Origin of the sequence: Paenibacillus septentrionalis, from assembly GCF_042659865.1 — a bacterium.
Classification (GTDB): Bacteria; Bacillota; Bacilli; order Paenibacillales; family Paenibacillaceae; genus Pristimantibacillus; species Pristimantibacillus septentrionalis.
The window spans coordinates 218947-237056 of the sequence record NZ_JBHSTE010000003.1; the positions used below are offsets into that span (position 1 = coordinate 218947).

Sequence of the window (18110 nt, forward strand, 5' to 3'; positions counted from 1 at the left end):
AAAATAAAAACAGGCCGTGTCTTATCAGCTTGATAAGGCACGGCCTGCATTCTACCTATTATGGTTTGCTATACAAAAAAGCATTCGCCATGAAAATCCACAGCAAATGCTTATAAAATGGCTTGTCCGAACTAACCTGCAACTATACTTAATTTTTTAAATGATTTAATAAAGTCAGTTGCTGCAAAACCTAACGATTCAAATAATGGAAAAATCGGTTCGTTAGTCTCGTCAGCCGTAACATAAATCTTCGAAACTTTCTTTTGATCAAAGCGCTGCTTTAATGCTGATATTAGCTGCTTGTCAACCTCTTGCTCCTGATACGCCTTCGCAATAACAATGCGATAGTAATATCCCTTGTTGTTATCTATGGTGCCTATGATTACGCCAACTATGTCATTGTCAGCTTCTGCAACGATGACTAGATCGCTATCCCAGCCGAGTTGACGGCCAAATGCAACTAACGTCTGTTCACATACTTCTTCAGAAAGCACTTCTTCAAAGAGCTCTTTGACACTGCGATAATCAGCCAATTGAATCGAACGTATATTCATCATTTACACCTACTTCTAAAAGTTCAATACCAGAACATAATGCGACAGTTTCTAGTAAAATCCTTTTTATTTAGACATATTATATATTGAATTTGTGTAAATGAACATTATTTTTTCTTGCAAACGCTATCATTTACGCCTGTAAGCGTATTTTTTTGATTAATATGTATAAGTTGACAAGTATGGCAGCAAACTAGGCTGGGCTTAAAAATACAACGTACTTTTTCAACACGAATGTTGCTTTATTCTGCCAAATGGGTGATAATAAATAAAGTAACTACATAATTAATTGGAGGTTATAAAAATGGCACATCAACTACCAGCACTACCATATGCTCATAATGCTCTTGAGCCGCACATCGATGCTTTGACGATGGAGATTCACCATGGCCGTCATCACAATACTTATGTAACAAACCTTAACGCAGCTTTGGAATCAGCTCCTGAGCTACAAAGCAAATCAGTGGAAGAGCTTATCGCTAACCTTGACAGCGTACCTGAAGCAATTCGCACTGCTGTTCGCAACAATGGTGGCGGACATGCTAACCACAGCCTTTTCTGGGAAACAATCGGTCCTAACGGCGGTGGCGCTCCAACTGGCAAGCTTGCTGCGGCAATTGACAGCAAATTTGGCAGCTTCGACAACTTCAAAGCTGAATTCGCTAAAGCAGCTACAACTCGTTTCGGTAGCGGCTGGGCATTCCTTGCTGTGAACAACGGCGAGATTGAAGTATACAGCCTGCCAAACCAAGATAGCCCAATTATGGAAGGTAAAACTCCTGTTCTTGGTCTAGATGTATGGGAGCATGCTTACTACTTAAACTACCAAAACAAACGTCCTGACTACATTGCAGCGTTCTGGAACGTTGTAAACTGGGACGAAGTTGGCAAACGCTACGAAGCAGCTCTTTAAGAGACGTTCATCCTAATGAACGTGAGCAGCCTGAACACTATGTTCAGGCTGCTCAGATTGATGACAAAAGGGACTTAGAATCGTCGATTCTAAGTCCCTTTAAGCACTTTTAAAGGATTTTTTATGAACTTAAGTGCTAGTTGTACGTTCTCGATTGTACTTGTTATGCGTATTCCGGACCTTGCCACGTCCAGTTTGCTATCTTCTTTAAATTCATGGCAGCAAACGTAAGCATCGCCTGCATGGACAATTTTTTCAGCCCTCTTAGGGTTGTCCATCGCATGCCATGCTTTTCTTTGGCGTCTGCAAATACACGCTCAATCGTTTCTTTTCGTTTTGCGTAGATCTGCTTCACGTCAAAACGATGTCGCAAGTGCTCCGTTTCTTCTATGTATTCCTGCCAGATATGTCGAGTAACGACCTTTTGTTTACTTTGACTCGTCGTACATCTTGCTATGGATGGACATTGCTGACAGACTGTACGTAACGATTTATATTCACGATATCCTTCCTTGTTCGTCGTCGAATAACGAAGAACTTGGCCCTCTGGGCATAGATAACAGTCATAATGCTCGTCATATACGTAGTCGTGTTTGTAAAAGAATCCTGTTTTGGTACGTGGTCTTGTGTAAGGTAATACAGGTAACATCTTTTGGTCTAACAAATACTTCGTAAGGGCGGGTGTTTTGTAAGCAGCATCTGCAGCTACAGCTTTGGGTTTTCCTACATGTTTCGTTACTTGTTCAACTAGCGGTACTAAAAGATGACTGTCATGAACATTCCCAGGTGTAACCTTTGCACTTAAAACAAAGCCATTTCGGTCGGATGCGGCATGAAACGAATAAGCAAATTGCTTCGTTCGCTCATCTTTGACGTAATAGCCGCTCTCTGGATCTGTCGTGCTTTCTTTTATCTCTTTTTCTTCTTCATCACCCTGGAACTTATCTGGAGGGAAAGGCTTTTTTTCGTGTTCTTCACGGTCTTGATTGATTTCTGTTTCAAGCATCGATTGATAGGCGCGCGTCTCTTTACGCACCATCTTCTTTTCAAATTTACGTTTGTTTGCACTTGCTTTGACATGTGTGGAGTCCACAAATACATGCTCAGGGCTTAATAGTTTTTTCTCCGCAGCGACTCGCAGAATCCGATAAAAGATTTGCTCAAAGAGGTCCGTATCCTTGAATCTCCGTTCATAGTTTTTACTAAAGGTGGAGAAGTGAGGGACCTTGTCATAAAATCCATAGCCCAAGAACCAACGGTAGGCAACGTTCGTTTCGACTTCCTCAATGGTTTTACGCATCGAACGAATCCCAAATGTATACTGAATGATCGATAATTTAATGAGAATAACAGGGTCAATACTAGGACGTCCATTTTCAGCATACAGATCCTTCACGAGATCATAGATGAATGAAAAATCTAAAGCCGCTTCCATCTTACGAACAAGATGATGCTCAGGTACGAGTTGTTCTAGCGCGACCATTTCAAGTTGCACTCGATTTTCTGACGTTTGCTTCGTAAGCATCATTTCTCACCTCCAGATTAGTTCATTCTATTTTAAAGCAAAAAAGACTGCCGATAAAGTCCTTTGGACTTTGTCGACAGTCTGAGCAGCCTGAACACTATGTTCAGGCTGCTTTTTTTTGTGTATTTACCGATGCGATATGGAACCCATTTCCATGGGCGCGCATAAGCTACTGCAGGACGAATGCCTAATTCACTCACAAAGGAGTTTGAATACTTACATGAGTAGCGAACAATTGTATTTTCAACCACCATCAAATCCGTGTGATTGCCGTCAAGCCTTTGGCTCCCCTGTAGTTGTGCCTGTACCTCCAGTTGTTTTCCCACCAATCGTTGGACCTGGACCATTTGCCCCTTGGGGGCAGCCTTATGGTCAACCATGGGGAACTGGCCCGTGGGCACCTGGACCTTGGGGACCTGGACCATATTCGCAGCCGCTGCAGCCATTAGCTCCAGGACAAACGCTGTTGCAGCCAATCCCGACACCTGCAGTACCGCGTGAAGAAGAATGGCAAAATTTCGAATGGAGCTCTTATGAATCAGATCAAGAATCAACAACAGATAGACCTACGCCTCAGCATGGACCTGGTCATGATGGGCATGGACATGGGCACGGGCATGGACATGGGCATGGACATGGGCACGGACCTTGGGGACCTGGGCCTTGGGGGCCTGGACCTTGGGGACCTGGACCTTGGGGACCTGGACCTTGGGGACCTGGACCTTGGGGGCCTGGACCTTGGGGACCTGGACCTTGGGGACCTGGACCTTGGGGGCCTGGAGCATTAGGGCCTGTTCTCCCTATCCCGCTACCTCTTCCTATTGGAGGACCGCGTGAAGAAGATGTTTATGTAAACATTAACGGGGGCACGGTATATCCTAACGCTACCGCAACTTATCGCGTTCAGTATCAGCCAGGTATTACTGTGTACGATGCGCTAAGCAGTACTGGTGCGATCCAGCTCTCTGGGCAAGGCGATATTCTTGTCGTTAGCGGAATCGCTGTTGGCGGAAACGTCAACTATGAGCTAAGTACAAATGGGCGTGCTATCTCAGAATCGCTGTTGAGCCATCAGCTGCAGCCGCATGACCAAATCAGCATTGAACTCCTTTACGCATAATAAACTGATAAAAGCGAAAAAAAGTATCCCTCCAACTTGAATCCTTGTTGGCAGGGATACTTTTTTGCTGAAACTAACGTTAGTCTAATTTATTGCAAATATTTGCTTTTGCTATTAAGCAGCTTTAGTTGGTCATCATCATAGCCTACGCGAAACGTGATTTGCTGCTTAACAAATTTGTAGGAGCCGTCCACTCGTTCATCCGCGGAAATAACAACGGTAACCATTGCTTCATCATCTGTAAGCGAGATATGCTCATCATCAATTGAAATATTACGCAAATGAATCAGGCTATCCCTGAACTTTACATAGCTTGTGCTTTCCTGCCAATCAACCCCGAGCAACGTGTAAGCATATACATAGTCACCGATATTGATTGCATCATAAAAGTGCTTCACGAGATAGCTCGCCATCTGGTCAAGCGGCTGCTTATCCTCCACCAACGTCTGTTCACCATCGGTTAATGAAATACCAGGAAGCATCGTCATTGGCTCTAATGACCAGCCCTCAATGAGAGGGAGCACATTTACAATCGGAATACTGAAGCCAATCGAGCTGTTTTCCAAGCCCGCAGAGTTAATGCCGAGCACTGATCCAGTAGTCGTATCTACAAGCGGACCTCCACTATTGCCATGCGAGATCGGTGTAGAGATCTGATACAAATCGTTATAGGTATATGGCGAAATGAGCAAGCTTCGTCCAACACCACTAATCATGCCTGTTGTCACCGTGTTGTGCAGCCCAAGTGGACTGCCAATTGACAGCACCTCATCCCCAACACTTGCTTTTTCATACTTTACTAGATTCAGACTGTCATGGCCTGCAAGCTCTGGAACTCTAACAACTGCTACATCGATTTCCGTACTGATGCCTATCACTTCACCTACTAATTCACGTGCATCCGCAGTTTTCACCCGAACATGCCGCACGCCAGACACAACATGGGCATTTGTAATTAAATCGCCCTTGTCATTATACAAAAATCCAGATCCTTGATTGCCTGAGTCCGTTTCAATCATCACTACATATTTTTGTGTTTCAAAAATAATGTCCTTCAGTGATTTTGTTTTTTCCCCGACTGCAAGCAATGGCGCTCCTTTCAACTGTCTCGGGATCATTTCCTTTAATTCAAAATAGGTAACAAAACCTCCACCCAGCATAAGGAGAATACCGAGAAAGACCAGTACAGCTCTCCAGTTCATACCTCTCCTCCTAACACAAAAACACGATGCAGCTGCTCAACCCTTCTTAACATAAAACAGATGGTCGAGGCTATTCCAGGCTCCATGAGCTCTCTACAATCTTAAGATTAATTGTATCCTCATAATCTGTATCATCAGGCAAGATTACCGTAAATTTCATTCCTTCTCCTGATGCAATGTAGTCTGGGGTTACGCCCGTTTTTCCGCTTCTAATGAGTGTTCCGTCCTCGTTTTCAATCTTGTACGTAATGGATACATTATAGATAGCACGCGTCGCTACGTTTTTCATATCCGCAACGATGACAATATCTCCTAACTCATTCAACCCTTTTTCAAATTCAATCAGCTCAATAGCTGCTGTCTGATTTATATAATCCTCTGCAGCAGCTTCCTCCATCGCACGTTGAATCCGCTCTTCCTCAGCTAGTGCATAAGCTGCTTGCTCCTGCTTTACGCGCTGCTTCAAATCCATAAGCACATCATCTCCACGAACCCAGCCAAGCGCTTCATCCGTAATCGAGATTGCAGACGTGTACCGTTTACGATCAAGCAATGCATTGACCTCTGCAGTGGCAGTCGTGCGAATACGTTCAACAATTTGATCCTTCAAGGTAGTCGCTTCTTCTCCAATCAAACCATTCACGACATTTAGCAAATTTCCAAGGTCCTCAATCGTACCAAGTCTGGCCAGTTCATTAGTCAAGCTCAATACCGTAAACTTCATATTCAGCTCTTCCAAACGTTCACGATGCTTGTCGAATAATGGTTCCTTGTAGCCTTTTAGCTCTTGTCTCAGCTCTTCGAGCTGAAGCTCTGCTTCGCCTTCCTTGCTTAGCCTAATCGTTTGCTCAAGCTCATCCCCCATACGCTGAATGCGAATCGCATGATAGACGATGCTTTCGTCCTCCGTTAATGCATTAAAATGCGGTCGTAAAGCAATCGCTTTCTGCAGCAGCTCAAGCGCTTTCTCGTAATTGCCCGCGAGCGCCTCCACCTTTGCTTTTGATTGAAGGCTAAGCACATCCTCATTTACGGAAAGCTCAAGCTTATAATAACGGAACAAGCATCCTGTAATCACAACAAAAATGATAATCAATCCAACTGTAGCTTTGATTGCAAAATTATTGCTTCTTTTTTTATCTGCTTGATGCTCATCTGCTTGTCCAACGCGTTTTTTTTGCTCAGACGCAATAGAGGCCGTATCATCACCAAGCTCATGTGTTCCATCTTCGGGCCAAATCCCGACCTTTTGGATTCCAGTTATATTGTGCTGAAGCAATTTCCTTCCACATTGACTACAGTATATAGCATCCTCAGCAAAGCTTCTTTCGCAGTGATGACAATACACTTTTGCTCAGCCCCCACCCTGTTTAACTAGCAGCCCTTTTCTCTTTACACGGGCCTCATTCTATTCTAACCTAAATAGTTAATGTTCTCCATTTCAAAATAAACCCAACCAATAGAATTGGTTCTTTTTTCCTTATGCTAATAGTCCTGTTTGTACACTAGATACTTAGTAATACGAACAATTACCTAAAACTTTTCATAAATTTCTCCTTTAAAATTAAATAAGGAACTGCCTTATGACAGCTCCTTTACTCTTTTCATTGATGGTCAATTTTAGTCTTTATCATTTTTTACTCGCTAGCCTTTGCTTTTATTTCCTTTAAGCGTTTCATTACTTCATTCGTTCCACGTCCATAATAATCATGCAAAGCAACATATTCTTCGTATAATCTGTTATAGACAGCTACATGTTCAGCAATTGGCTTGAAGGTTTCCTCGCGGACACGCGCCATCTTTTTCGCGGCATCAACGATACTGTCATATCCACCCTTAGCGGAGCCTGCAGCAACCGCTCCAAACATAGCCGAGCCTAATGCAGGGGTTTGCTTGGAAGCAGCAATTTTAATTTCACGATTCGTAACATCGGCATAAATTTGCATCAGCAGCTTATTTTTTTGCGGCAAACCGCCACAAGCGTACAGCTCATCTACGTTTACACCGTTCGTATGAAACGCCTCGATGATCTTTCGTGTTCCGAAAGCAGTTGCCTCTAGCAACGCCCGATACATTTCCCAAGGCTTGGTCAATAGAGTCAGTCCTAGCATCGTACCCGTAAGATTGGTATCAACTAGTACAGAGCGGTTTCCATTCCACCAGTCAAGCGCAAGCAGTCCGGATTGACCAGGCTTCAATTCACTTGCTTTACGTGTCAAGTAGACATGGATATTTTCTCCAGCTTCTTCCGCTTCTCGTCTTGCATATGCTGGTACGCATTCTTCAACGAACCATTCGAAAATATCGCCTACTGCCGATTGACCTGCCTCATAGCCATAGTAACCTGGAATCATGCCGTCCTCAACAACACCGCACATGCCTTCCACTTCCCGCTCTTCTTCCCCAAGCAACAAATGACAAATGGACGTCCCCATTGCCATCACCAGCTTGCCCGGCGTTACAACGCCAACTGCCGGAACAGCAGCATGCGCATCTATATTTCCAACCGCAACCGCTGTTCCTGGCTGCAAGCCTATTTTTGCTGCCATGGTCTCAGTCAGTTCGCCCGCTTTAGCTCCAAGTGGAAGCACCGCACCGCGAAGCTTTGTTGACATCAGCTTTTCCAATCGTGGATCAAGCGCCTTGAAAAATGCCTCTGAAGGATATCCCTCTTGTTTATGCCAGTTTGATTTATAACCAGCGGTACAGCTATTACGCACAATAGTGCCTGTCAATTGACCAACAACCCAATCTGCTGCTTCTACGAATTTATCGGCTTCCTCATAAATACTTGGCGCTTCATTTAATATTTGCCATGTTTTAGCGAGCATCCATTCTGACGAAATCGTTCCACCATATCGCCTAACCCATTTTTCTCCTCTTGCAGCGGCTACTTCATTAAGTGCATCGGCTTCTGGCTGAGCAGCGTGATGCTTCCATAGCTTCACCCATGCATGAGGATTGTCTATATGCTGCTCTAAAAAGCAAAGCGGCGTTCCTTCAGCCGTAACCGGCAGCATTGTACAAGCAGTAAAGTCAATGCCAATTCCAATAACATCCTCTGGAGCAATCCCTGTAATTCGCAACACTTCGGGAATCGAACGTTCCAGCACTTCTATATAATCCTGTGGATGCTGAAGCGCCCAGTCGTGCTCAAGCTTAACGCCTGAAGGCAGCTCTTCATCCATCACATGATGGCGGTAAGGCGTAACGTGATCGGCAAGCTCTTCCCCATTTGACAAGTCAACAAGTACAGCACGGCCAGATTGCGTACCGTAATCGACACCAATTGCATACTTTTTATTCATCGTTTTCTCCCCTATTATCTCTAATCCATTCCAAAGACACCGCTTACATTTTCTTATAGATTGCGCATAAACAGCATTTAGCACGTGCAATAGTTACACACATGATTACAATTTTCTTTATTATAGCTTGTACCATCAATATTCACCAGCTTTGTTAACCGAAGCGAATAACGATATGACAAACTACACCACCGTTGTATTAAAACAATCCTATTTCATTATGATTTTTGTGTATATCCTACTCCCATTATTCAAACCTTAAATGATATGAAAGTTGTATGAACTGTGTTGACATCCGTTACAGTTTATTATACTTTAAAAGTACAATAACTGTGCATTGTTAATTACAGTTAAATTATAGATATCGGAGGAAACCATCGTGTACAAAACTGTCATTATTGGAACGGGTCCTGCTGGACTGACTGCTGCGATTTATCTTGCACGTGCAAACATGTCACCTGTTGTAATCGAGGGCTGGCAGCCTGGCGGACAGCTGACAACTACAACAGAGGTCGAAAATTTCCCTGGGTTCCCTGAAGGTATTCTTGGCTCTGAGCTGATGTCTAATATGCGCAAGCAGGCTGAGCGTTTTGGTGCTACATTCAAAACTGGCTCTGTTAAAAGCGTTGATTTCAGCAAACGTCCTTTTACACTTGATGTAGAAGGTCTTGGCGAGGTTGTTGCAGAATCCGTCATTATTTCTACAGGCGCTTCTGCCAAGTATCTTGGCATTCCTGGTGAGCAGGAAAACATCGGACGCGGCGTTAGTACTTGCGCGACATGTGATGGCTTCTTCTTCCGTGGAAAGAAAATCGTTGTAATTGGCGGCGGAGATTCTGCGATGGAAGAAGCGAACTTCCTAACTCGCTTTGCATCATCCGTTACGATCGTAAACCGTCGTACAGAGCTGCGTGCTTCGAAAATTATGCAGGATCGTGCACGTGCCAACGAGAAAATTGACTGGGCGCTTAATCGGACTCCCGTTGAAGTCGTTGCCAGCGGCATGGGCGTAACAGGTGTGAAGGTTCGCAACAACGAAACAGGTGAAGAAGAGCTGATTGAAACTGATGGCGTATTTATTGCAATTGGACATACGCCAAATACAGGCTTCCTTGGCGGTCAGGTTCATACTGATGCCAACGGCTACATTCTTGTTAAGCCTGGCACGACCTCCACGAATATTCCAGGTGTTTTTGCTTGCGGAGATGTTCAGGATACAACTTACCGCCAAGCGATTACTGCTGCAGGAACAGGCTGTATGGCGGCGCTTGAATGCGAACGCTTCTTGGAAAACGAGGAGTAATATCGTTCATCAAGTATATTCTTGATAATTAAGTATAAAATAGCGATAGCCTCTGCAATGGGTGAGCCCATTGGCAAGAGATGCTATCGCTTTTTTGCTAAAACGGCTTTGTAATCATTAACACAATAATGACTAAAAAGATCGCATGTTCAATACGCTCATAGAAGAAAAGCTTTCTAGATAGCGTGTAATATTGCTCGGGAATATGTTCACCCACATGCTCGTTCAGTAGACGCTTAATCGGACGCGAATGCGGTGACAGCACAAGCGGGCCAATCGCTAACGCGATAATGAACAGAATTAAACTCGTTATATACCATCCACTGGTAAATAAATATGGGCGCAGTATCCCCATCAAAAGCCCTGAAATCAACAGCAATGAACCACCGACCATAACGAGAATGTGTATTCGGTGTCTAATATAATAAACGTGCCTCAGTTCGCTCATAGTGCTGGCTTTGGTCACAATATAGGTCAAGATAAACCCTGGTCCCATACCTATAATGGCAGAAACAATATGCACAAATACAAGTACATGATACACCGTTATCGACACCTCTAATCTACACTAACAACTTTTCCTTTTGTATGCCCAGTGATTCGTTGGACCGCGACCATGACCGATTGCAATCCCGCCTTCAATTGCCGCTTGAATAAATGCTTTCGCCTGCTCTAGTGCTGCCTTGAGCTCCAATCCAGAGGCCAAGCCTGCTGTTAATGCAGCTGAAAAGGTACACCCCGTGCCATGCGTATGCACCGTATCAATTCGCTTGCCTTCCAGCTCGTAAAAATCACGTCCATCATACCACAGATCTGTAGCCTTCTGCTCATCATCGTCATGACCACCCTTGATAATGACGTGACGAGCTCCGAAAGCAGCAAGCTTGCGTGCTGCCTCACGTTTGTCCGTTGCACGTTTTATACTCAAGCCAGTCAGATGCTCTGCTTCTGGAATATTCGGTGTAAGCACCTCCGTTAGTGGCAGCAACTCGGTGATGAGCGCATGAATCGCTGACTCCTGCAATAATACTGAGCCACCCTTCGCGATCATAACGGGATCAACCACCACCTTCGTCCATCCATACTCACGGATCACAGCTGCAACTGCCTGAATAATGTCACTGCCAAACAGCATTCCTGTCTTAAGCGCATCTAACCCAATATCACTGCCAATCGAGCGGATTTGTGTTACGACCGCATCTGGCGTTGTTGGGTAGACAGCCTGAACACCTGTTGTATTTTGAGCTGTCAGGGCTGTGATCGCCGACATGCCATATACACCAAGCTCCTGAAAGGTTTTCAGATCGGCTTGTATGCCTGCACCTCCGCCACTATCAGAGCCTGCAATCGTTAAAGCACGCGGCAACGACAACGTACTGTCTCCTACTGCGCAGTGCTGACGTTGCTCCGACTGATTAGTTGTTAGCTCATCCCTACTAATGGTGATAACCTCCCGTTAACGTCTGTACGACAATATTTTTCTATGCCAGCTTCTAGTATTAGTGAGATTGCGCAAGAGAGAATCTTTCGGGTGAAAATGCGATATTATATGCCGCAACGTCCTTCTGCTCTGCAATATCCGATATGAGCTTCGCCGTAGCAGGACTAAGCAAAATACCGTTGCGATAATGTCCCGCTGCCAGTAAGATGCGCGACTTTTCTCCGCTTAGCCTCCCTATCAAAGGCATTCCATCCTGTGTCGAAGGCCGCAGCCCTGCCCAGCTATGAAAAGGCTTCATACCATCTAGCGCTGGAAAGATATGCTTATTCCAGCGTTTAAGACGCTCGATGCCCTGCTCTGTCACATTCGTATCAAAGCCTGCAACGTCCTCAGAAGCCCCGCACACAAGAGAACCGTTTTCTTTGCCTACCACGTACCCCTGACTGCTGAACACCATATGATTGACAGGGTGGGCCTTTCTGTCATACGCGCAAATTTGACCACGAATCGGGTAGATTGGAACAGACATCCCGAGCACCTCTGTCGTTTGCTGTGCCCATGCGCCCGAGCAGACAAGCAGTTGATCACCGCCGAATATACGTCCATCTGCTGCCCTGACCGTTACTTCATTGTTCCACTCCAGCAGCTCGACTTGACCTACATGCTCGTAAATGCGAACGCCAAGATTGCGGCAAGCCTGTTCCAACGCGAGAACATAATCAGGTGCGTACAGATGGCACTCCTCCGGGGTATATAATGCCGCTCTAACCTGTCTGGATAGCAAGGGCTCTAATTGAAACAGCTCGTCGCCCTCAATGATCCTGCCGGTAGAACCATACTTACGCTGCCAATGCAAGCGTCCCTCTAGCACAAGCAAATCAGCATCATGCTGTACCACATACAGACTTCCCGAGCTCGTATATTCAAACGACATGCCTGAGATTCGCTTGACCTCCTCCTGCCAATTCGCATATAGCTGGAGGCTGTATAGACATAATTGAAAAAATTCATCCGGACCTTCAACGTTCTCTGAATAGGGGGCAAGCATGCCCGCCGCTGCGCCAGAAGCTTGACCACCGCATTTATGCTGCTCCAGCACCACAACCTCGAAGCCCCTTTGTCGCAGCTCAAACGCACAAGACAGACCAATAACGCCCCCGCCTATTACCATAATCGTATTATTCATCTCACGCCCAACTTTCCTGCTAACTCAGCTTAAATGCGTCAAGCCCGCTGCTAGCAGTAGCATATTTCTTCTTCGGAATACGTCCTGCCAAATATGCAAGACGCCCTGCTTCAATCGCTTTTCGCATAGCCTCCGCCATACGTGCTGGATTACGCGCCTTTGCAACAGGTGTGTTCATGAGCACGCCCGACACGCCCAGCTCCATAGCCTGCACGACATCGCTTGCTGTCCCTAGCCCTGCATCGACGATAATCGGCACCTTCGCTTCTTCTACAATCAGACCCACATTATATGGATTCAAAATGCCCATCCCTGTGCCAATTGGCGAAGCGCCGGGCATAACTGCTGCTGCCCCTGCTTCCTCCAGCCGCTTACATAGAATCGGATCATCAGATGTATAAGGCAGCACCGTAAAGCCCTCGCTAACCAATATTTCAGTCGCCTTTAAAGTTTCGATCGGATCAGGCAGCAGCGTTCGCTCATTGGCACTTATCTCAACCTTAATCCAATCGCTTAACCCTGAAGCGCGAGCTAGTCTTGCTATTCGCACAGCCTCATCAGCTGTTCTTGCGCCAGACGTATTCGGCAGAAATTGAAATTGTCCTGGCTCAATATGCTGCAGGATCGAATCGTCCTCCGCTCGCTCCAAATTAATTCGACGAATCGCGAAGGTTAGCACTTCAGCCCCTGAAGCCTGAATTGCCTCCTGCTGCACATAGGGGTTCGGAAACAAGCCTGTTCCGATAAAAAATCTGGAGTGCAGCGTACGGTCACCTATTTTCCATGTATCCAGCATTTCGTTTACCCTCCTCCTACAAAATGAACCAGCTCAATCTTCATGCCAGGTCGTACAAGCGTATGTGTCCATTGCTCCGACACCAGCACCTCGCCATCGGCTTCTACTACAATCGGTTTGCCGGACAGCCCGAAGTGCTCGACGATCTCCTGTATCGTCTTCACCTCAAGCTGCTGAGTTGTGCCATTAATGATCAATTCCATGAGCTTCCCTCGCTTTCGCTGTGTCTAGCTTGCTTAAAAACTCCCGACAAGTCCGCTGAATATCTTCACTGCCGACAATTTCACTGACGGCACATATGCGCGTTGCGCCAGCCTTTATAACCTGATCGACGTTATGCAGCTTAATGCCGCCTATTGCCACGAACGGGATGTTGATCGTACGCGCCACCTCCTGCACATAAGAGACGGTTACCGGGGCTACCACATCCAGCTTTGTCTTTGTAGGAAAAACAGGCCCAACACCGATATAATCCGCTCCATCCCGCTCCGCTTGAATAGCTTCTTCGATCGCATGCGTTGAAATCCCAATTATTTTATTGCCCATTTTGCGCCTTGCTTCAGTGAGCGGCACATCTCCTTGTCCGAGATGCACACCGTCCGCGTCTACCTCTAAGGCGATATCAATATAGTCATTAACGATAAAGGTAACACCATATTGAGCGGTCAGTTCACGCAAAGCAGCGGCTTTCTTCCTGATCTTGGCCAAATCTCCTGATTTGTCTCTCAATTGAATAATGTCAGTCCCGCCTAATATTGCCTGTTCCATGACCTCAAGCATCGATTTGCCTGGATGAAATTGCTCTCCTGTAATCGCGTAAAGTCTAAAATCCTTCACTTGTGAACCCTCCTTCTTTCTTACATACCGATGTATCTGGCATAGATCGTCTTTGCACGCCCCAGATCCTCCGTACCCTGTACGAGCACTCTTCCATCTGCAAACAACACTAGACGTTCACCTTCGGGAAGCTCTACCTTCAGTAAATACGGATTGAATCTAACAGCACTCGCTACGCCTTCCAAGCGTTCCTTCCACATGCTTAAATCATGACTTGCATGACTAGTAAACTGTACTGTTTCTCTACCGCACAGCGTGATGATCATGTCCTGCTCCTGCTCCTGCAAGGCTGGATATTGCTTCGTTCCGCAGCACGGGCAGTTAAGGCGCGGTTTGTTGAACTTCATTTCATAGTAATGGTTATGCCAAATATCGAATGTAACGACACTTCGCCTTTGCTGCTCCGCTGCATCAACAAGATATTTGAGTGCTTCTACCGCTTGATAGGATGCGACCATATCTACGACGGGGGCAATGACGCCTACCGTATCGCAGGTCTGACCAGCGCTGTCGGCAGACTGAATAAAGCAACGCAGACAAGGCGTCTTGCCCGGAATAAACATCGCACTCATACCGCGAGAGCTGACTGCGCCTCCATAAGCAAAAGCAATTCCCTGCTTCCAGCATGCATCGTTGAGCAAATAACGTGTTTGGAAATTATCCGTTCCATCGAGCACCAGATCGATCCCATCAAGCAGTGCTTCAACGTTGTGAATGGAAACATCTGCAACAATCGATTCCAGCTGAACTGAAGAATTAATTTTGCCAAGCTTGCGTTCTGCTGCCACTACCTTTGGCAGACTTTGACTTGCATCGTCTTCGTCGTATAGCATTTGGCGCTGCAGGTTGCTCTGCTCCACATAATCGCGATCAACCATTCGTACGAAGCCAACTCCAGCTCGCACCATATGATTGGCTAATACCGTACCTAATGCACCCATGCCGATAATACAAACTGCACGTTGCTGCAGCTTTTTCTGTCCCGCTTCGCCAATCGGCTGAAAAAGCATTTGCCGCGAATATCGTTCCATCTCCCGTCTCCTTCCATTGGAATATTAAAGAAATTAAGCACAAAAAAACCATTCGAGAACTTTAAAGTTACGAATGGTTACAATTCGATAAAAATTCTCTACGCCAGCATTACCTGGATCAGATTAACGGTCAGAAACATACGGTTTCTATCTCAGCCGGACTTCATCCAGCACCCGTGTATCAATATGAAGTTACCAATACTATAAATGATGTGTTTTATGTTGGCAACCGCTTAGTTATAAAAAGATTAGAATGATCGTTACATGATATTTGTCCAGATACCTATCTAAACATTTGGCAAAAAGGCATTCGTTTAATCGATTGAATTAACTACGCTCCTGTTCCAAATCCGTGATCGCCATCTTCCCAAGCATTGATAGCACAGCATCCTCCATCGGCGGGTTATGTAAGCCAAATCGCACATCCCGGTACAAGCGCTGCAGCGGGTGATCGAGTGCAAGACTATGTGCTCCTACAATACGCATCGCTTTATCCACCACCGAGAGCGCAGCCTGCATAGCTGCAACCTTCACTGCATTCAGTTCAGGAATAAGCTGCTCTGGAGACAGCACCTGCTGATCCCATCTGGAGGCAACACTATATAAAAAGTGGCGTGCGGTTTGCAGTTCAAGCTCTATCTGGCCTAGCTGCTGCACAACATTAGGCAAATGGATGATCGATGTCCCCAAGGAGTTAGGATGATAATCATAAGCAAATGTTATCGCTTCTTTTCTTGCAGCAAGTGCAATACCTAGATAACTGGCAGGGATATGCAGCAAATGAGGAGCAGCAGCTTGCACTTTCCTGTGTGGAAGAATTTGCATGAGGGCTGCAGCAGGCAATGTTACGTCCTCCAATACAAGATCATGGCTTGCTGTCCCACGCATGCCAACCATATTCCATGTCTTTTCAATGCGCACTCCTGCTGTATTCCGCGGAATCTTAAATTCTGCAGTATCCTCGCCCATGCTTACTATGACAAGAAAGTAATCCAACACAGGCGATAGTGTCGTAAATGTCTTTCTGCCATTCAATATATAGCTGCCATTCTCAAGAAGCTCAGCTGTCGCTTGCGGCTTTCCACCGCGAGTCGGACTGCCGGACGCCCTTTCCGTTACAGCACGGTTAACAATTGCTTGTTGCTTCACAACCTGCTCATTCATTTCTTCGAGTGCGGCAGGTGACCATGCCTTGTTATAATTGAGCTCAAACATCACACTTAGGTGCCACCCTACGCCTAACGCAATGGCTGCATCGCCCTGCGCCAGTCGCTCCTGGTAAAGCAACAGCTCATACAACGAAACGCCTTGACCTCCTGCTTCTTTCGGGACTGTGTATGAAAAATATCCTATCTTGCGCAACGCCTCAATATGCTCATAAGCAAAATCATGCTCCGCATCCACGCGATGTGCTTCCTCGACAAAGCTGTCGGCAAGCTTGCCTATTGCATGTAACCGTTCCTGCTGCTCGCTTGTTAGCACAAACATATCATCCAATCGCTTCATTCTATTGCCCTCATCTTTATTTAAATTAGGTTGCTACAGCTTTTGTTGTAAAACAAGCGTCTGTCAGGTTTAGATGAGCAGACGCTTGTTAATGCTTTCGTATACAATAGCTTTCTTTATAGTATTACCATTTACACGGCCCAGTAGTTTCTCTTTCAACCACATCAACCGACAGTGATACTTTGCGCTGCGGAATATGGTTGCCATCGATTTGGTCGAGCAGCATGGTAACCGCTGCTTTACCCTTCTGTACGATATCCTGAGCGACAGTCGTCAAAGTTGGTGATGTATAGTTGGAAATGAACAAATTATCGAAGCCTATGACAGAATACTCCTCAGGCACCTTCTTGCCCAGCTCCTTCATTCGCTTCAATACCCCCATTGCGCCAACATCTGAAAATGAAAACACAGCTGTTACATCAGTAAGCTGCAAAATACGATCGACAGAGCGATAACCTCCCTCTAACGATGTCGGCAGCTGAATGATCATCTGTGAGTCATAAGCTATCCCTGCTTCGGCAAGCGCATCCTTGTATCCAAGCCAGCGCTCATGAAGCACCCCATAGTTTGGCAGTTGATCTTCAGGCACTTCCCCCGTTAATATCGCAATTTTTGAATGGCCAAGCTCTATCAAATACTTTGTCGCACAATAGCTGCCATATCGATCCTCGAGGCAAACCTGATAGTATTCATCACTGGCTAAGTAGCTATCGACAAACACAATTGGGATGTTCAGCTTGTTTAACCGTTCTATAACCTGCGAGCCCTCGTTTGTTCCAACTACGATCAAGCCGTCAAGCTGACGCTCTTTTACAAATGAAAATGTCTCGGTCGCTTCATCAATACCCATCAATATGATATGAAAGCGTCGATCTCTTGCCCCTTCTTCTACTCCAGCAAGCAAGTCCCAATAAAATGGGTTATCCTGCATTCGACCTGGCTTCATAACGGGAATGACCATGCCGATCAGATCGCTTCTTCGTGTTTTCAGATTCCTCGCAGTCAGGTTTGGCGTATAGCCAAGGTTGTCGATGATTTGTAAAATTTTTTTACGCGTTTTTTCGGAGACTCTGCCCTTCTGGTTAATGACATTGGACACTGTAGCGATTGATACGCCAGCTTCCTCTGCTACATCAACGATACTTATATCTTTCTTCATGAAACGTTCGCTCACTTTCACCCTTCTGACCTTGCATATGGATATATTTTACCATATTCTCGGGCAAGTCAATTGAATTATTTTCAGCGCTTCGCCTTACATGCTCTAACGCTCGAACATTCCTGCGGAATGAGGGTCGCTTTTAGAGCATGTATGGCTCCGCTGGAGATTTTTGCGGGTTGCTCGTGGGGGACTGCTTGGGGGCATCGCTTCGGGGTTTCTTGCTAGT

General features: G+C 45.8%; 17 protein-coding genes and 1 riboswitch. Of the genes, 3 read left to right on the forward strand and 14 right to left on the reverse strand.

Annotation, left to right across the window (positions count from 1 at the left end):
• Positions 1-131 precede the first annotated feature (131 nt).
• Positions 132-557 (reverse strand): GNAT family N-acetyltransferase, encoded by a 426-nt coding sequence (locus ACFP56_RS09405; RefSeq protein ID WP_379233689.1) that lies wholly within the window; start codon positions 555-557, stop codon positions 132-134.
• A 301-nt stretch (positions 558-858) separates the two neighbouring features.
• On the opposite strand from ACFP56_RS09405, the gene ACFP56_RS09410 reads away from it, so the two are divergent.
• Positions 859-1467 (forward strand): superoxide dismutase, encoded by a 609-nt coding sequence (locus tag ACFP56_RS09410; RefSeq protein WP_379233691.1) that lies wholly within the window; start codon positions 859-861, stop codon positions 1465-1467.
• A 163-nt stretch (positions 1468-1630) separates the two neighbouring features.
• Here the strand turns inward: ACFP56_RS09410 and ACFP56_RS09415 are convergent, their stop codons facing one another.
• Positions 1631-2992 (reverse strand): IS1182 family transposase, encoded by a 1362-nt coding sequence (locus tag ACFP56_RS09415; RefSeq protein ID WP_379234651.1) that lies wholly within the window; start codon positions 2990-2992, stop codon positions 1631-1633.
• Between the two features lie 220 nt (positions 2993-3212).
• Between ACFP56_RS09415 and ACFP56_RS09420 the strand changes: the two genes are divergently transcribed.
• Complete coding sequence (locus ACFP56_RS09420; RefSeq protein WP_379233693.1) at positions 3213-4112, forward strand: hypothetical protein; 900 nt, start codon at positions 3213-3215, stop codon at positions 4110-4112.
• 89 nt (positions 4113-4201) lie between these two features.
• Here the strand turns inward: ACFP56_RS09420 and ACFP56_RS09425 are convergent, their stop codons facing one another.
• The 3 genes from ACFP56_RS09425 to ACFP56_RS09435 form a co-directional block, all read right to left on the reverse strand.
• The gene (locus ACFP56_RS09425) at positions 4202-5314 is read right to left on the reverse strand and encodes a S1C family serine protease (RefSeq protein WP_379233695.1); all 1113 of its coding nucleotides are present in this window, start codon (positions 5312-5314) and stop codon (positions 4202-4204) included.
• A 70-nt stretch (positions 5315-5384) separates the two neighbouring features.
• Positions 5385-6593: a hypothetical protein gene (locus ACFP56_RS09430; protein ID WP_379233697.1), complete on the reverse strand. Its 1209-nt coding sequence runs from the start codon at positions 6591-6593 to the stop codon at positions 5385-5387.
• A gap of 358 nt (positions 6594-6951) precedes the next feature.
• Entirely contained in the window at positions 6952-8622 is a 1671-nt protein-coding gene (locus ACFP56_RS09435) for a ribulokinase (protein ID WP_379233699.1), read from the reverse strand.
• 379 nt (positions 8623-9001) lie between these two features.
• Here ACFP56_RS09435 and trxB point away from each other — a divergent pair, with 379 nt between their 5' ends.
• On the forward strand, positions 9002-9925 hold the full coding sequence (gene trxB, locus ACFP56_RS09440; protein WP_379233701.1) for a thioredoxin-disulfide reductase: 924 nt from the start codon (positions 9002-9004) through the stop codon (positions 9923-9925).
• 97 nt (positions 9926-10022) lie between these two features.
• On the opposite strand, the gene ACFP56_RS09445 is transcribed toward trxB, so the two are convergent.
• The 9 genes from ACFP56_RS09445 to ACFP56_RS09485 all read right to left on the reverse strand — a co-directional run bounded on the left by ACFP56_RS09445 (position 10023) and on the right by ACFP56_RS09485 (position 17881).
• Entirely contained in the window at positions 10023-10469 is a 447-nt protein-coding gene (locus tag ACFP56_RS09445; protein ID WP_379233703.1) for a DUF2269 family protein, read from the reverse strand.
• A gap of 24 nt (positions 10470-10493) precedes the next feature.
• A complete protein-coding gene (gene thiD / locus ACFP56_RS09450) occupies positions 10494-11297 on the reverse strand; it encodes a bifunctional hydroxymethylpyrimidine kinase/phosphomethylpyrimidine kinase (protein WP_379233705.1) in 804 nt (267 codons plus the stop codon).
• Between the two features lie 127 nt (positions 11298-11424).
• Positions 11425-12552: a glycine oxidase ThiO gene (thiO, locus tag ACFP56_RS09455; protein WP_379233707.1), complete on the reverse strand. Its 1128-nt coding sequence runs from the start codon at positions 12550-12552 to the stop codon at positions 11425-11427.
• Positions 12553-12571: 19 nt separating this feature from the next.
• The gene (locus ACFP56_RS09460; RefSeq protein ID WP_379233709.1) at positions 12572-13348 is read right to left on the reverse strand and encodes a thiazole synthase; all 777 of its coding nucleotides are present in this window, start codon (positions 13346-13348) and stop codon (positions 12572-12574) included.
• A 5-nt stretch (positions 13349-13353) separates the two neighbouring features.
• Complete coding sequence (gene thiS / locus ACFP56_RS09465; protein ID WP_379233711.1) at positions 13354-13551, reverse strand: sulfur carrier protein ThiS; 198 nt, start codon at positions 13549-13551, stop codon at positions 13354-13356.
• Complete coding sequence (gene thiE / locus ACFP56_RS09470; RefSeq protein ID WP_379233713.1) at positions 13535-14185, reverse strand: thiamine phosphate synthase; 651 nt, start codon at positions 14183-14185, stop codon at positions 13535-13537. Before thiE ends, thiS begins: the two co-directional genes overlap by 17 nt.
• Positions 14186-14205: 20 nt before the next feature.
• Complete coding sequence (locus ACFP56_RS09475) at positions 14206-15216, reverse strand: ThiF family adenylyltransferase (protein WP_379233716.1); 1011 nt, start codon at positions 15214-15216, stop codon at positions 14206-14208.
• Positions 15217-15294: 78 nt separating this feature from the next.
• A riboswitch (TPP riboswitch) is annotated at positions 15295-15404 on the reverse strand.
• Between the two features lie 139 nt (positions 15405-15543).
• A complete protein-coding gene (locus tag ACFP56_RS09480) occupies positions 15544-16722 on the reverse strand; it encodes an acyl-CoA dehydrogenase family protein (RefSeq protein ID WP_379233718.1) in 1179 nt (392 codons plus the stop codon).
• Positions 16723-16846: 124 nt separating this feature from the next.
• Positions 16847-17881, reverse strand: a complete 1035-nt coding sequence (locus tag ACFP56_RS09485; protein ID WP_379233720.1) for a LacI family DNA-binding transcriptional regulator — start codon at positions 17879-17881, stop codon at positions 16847-16849.
• Positions 17882-18110 lie beyond the last annotated feature (229 nt).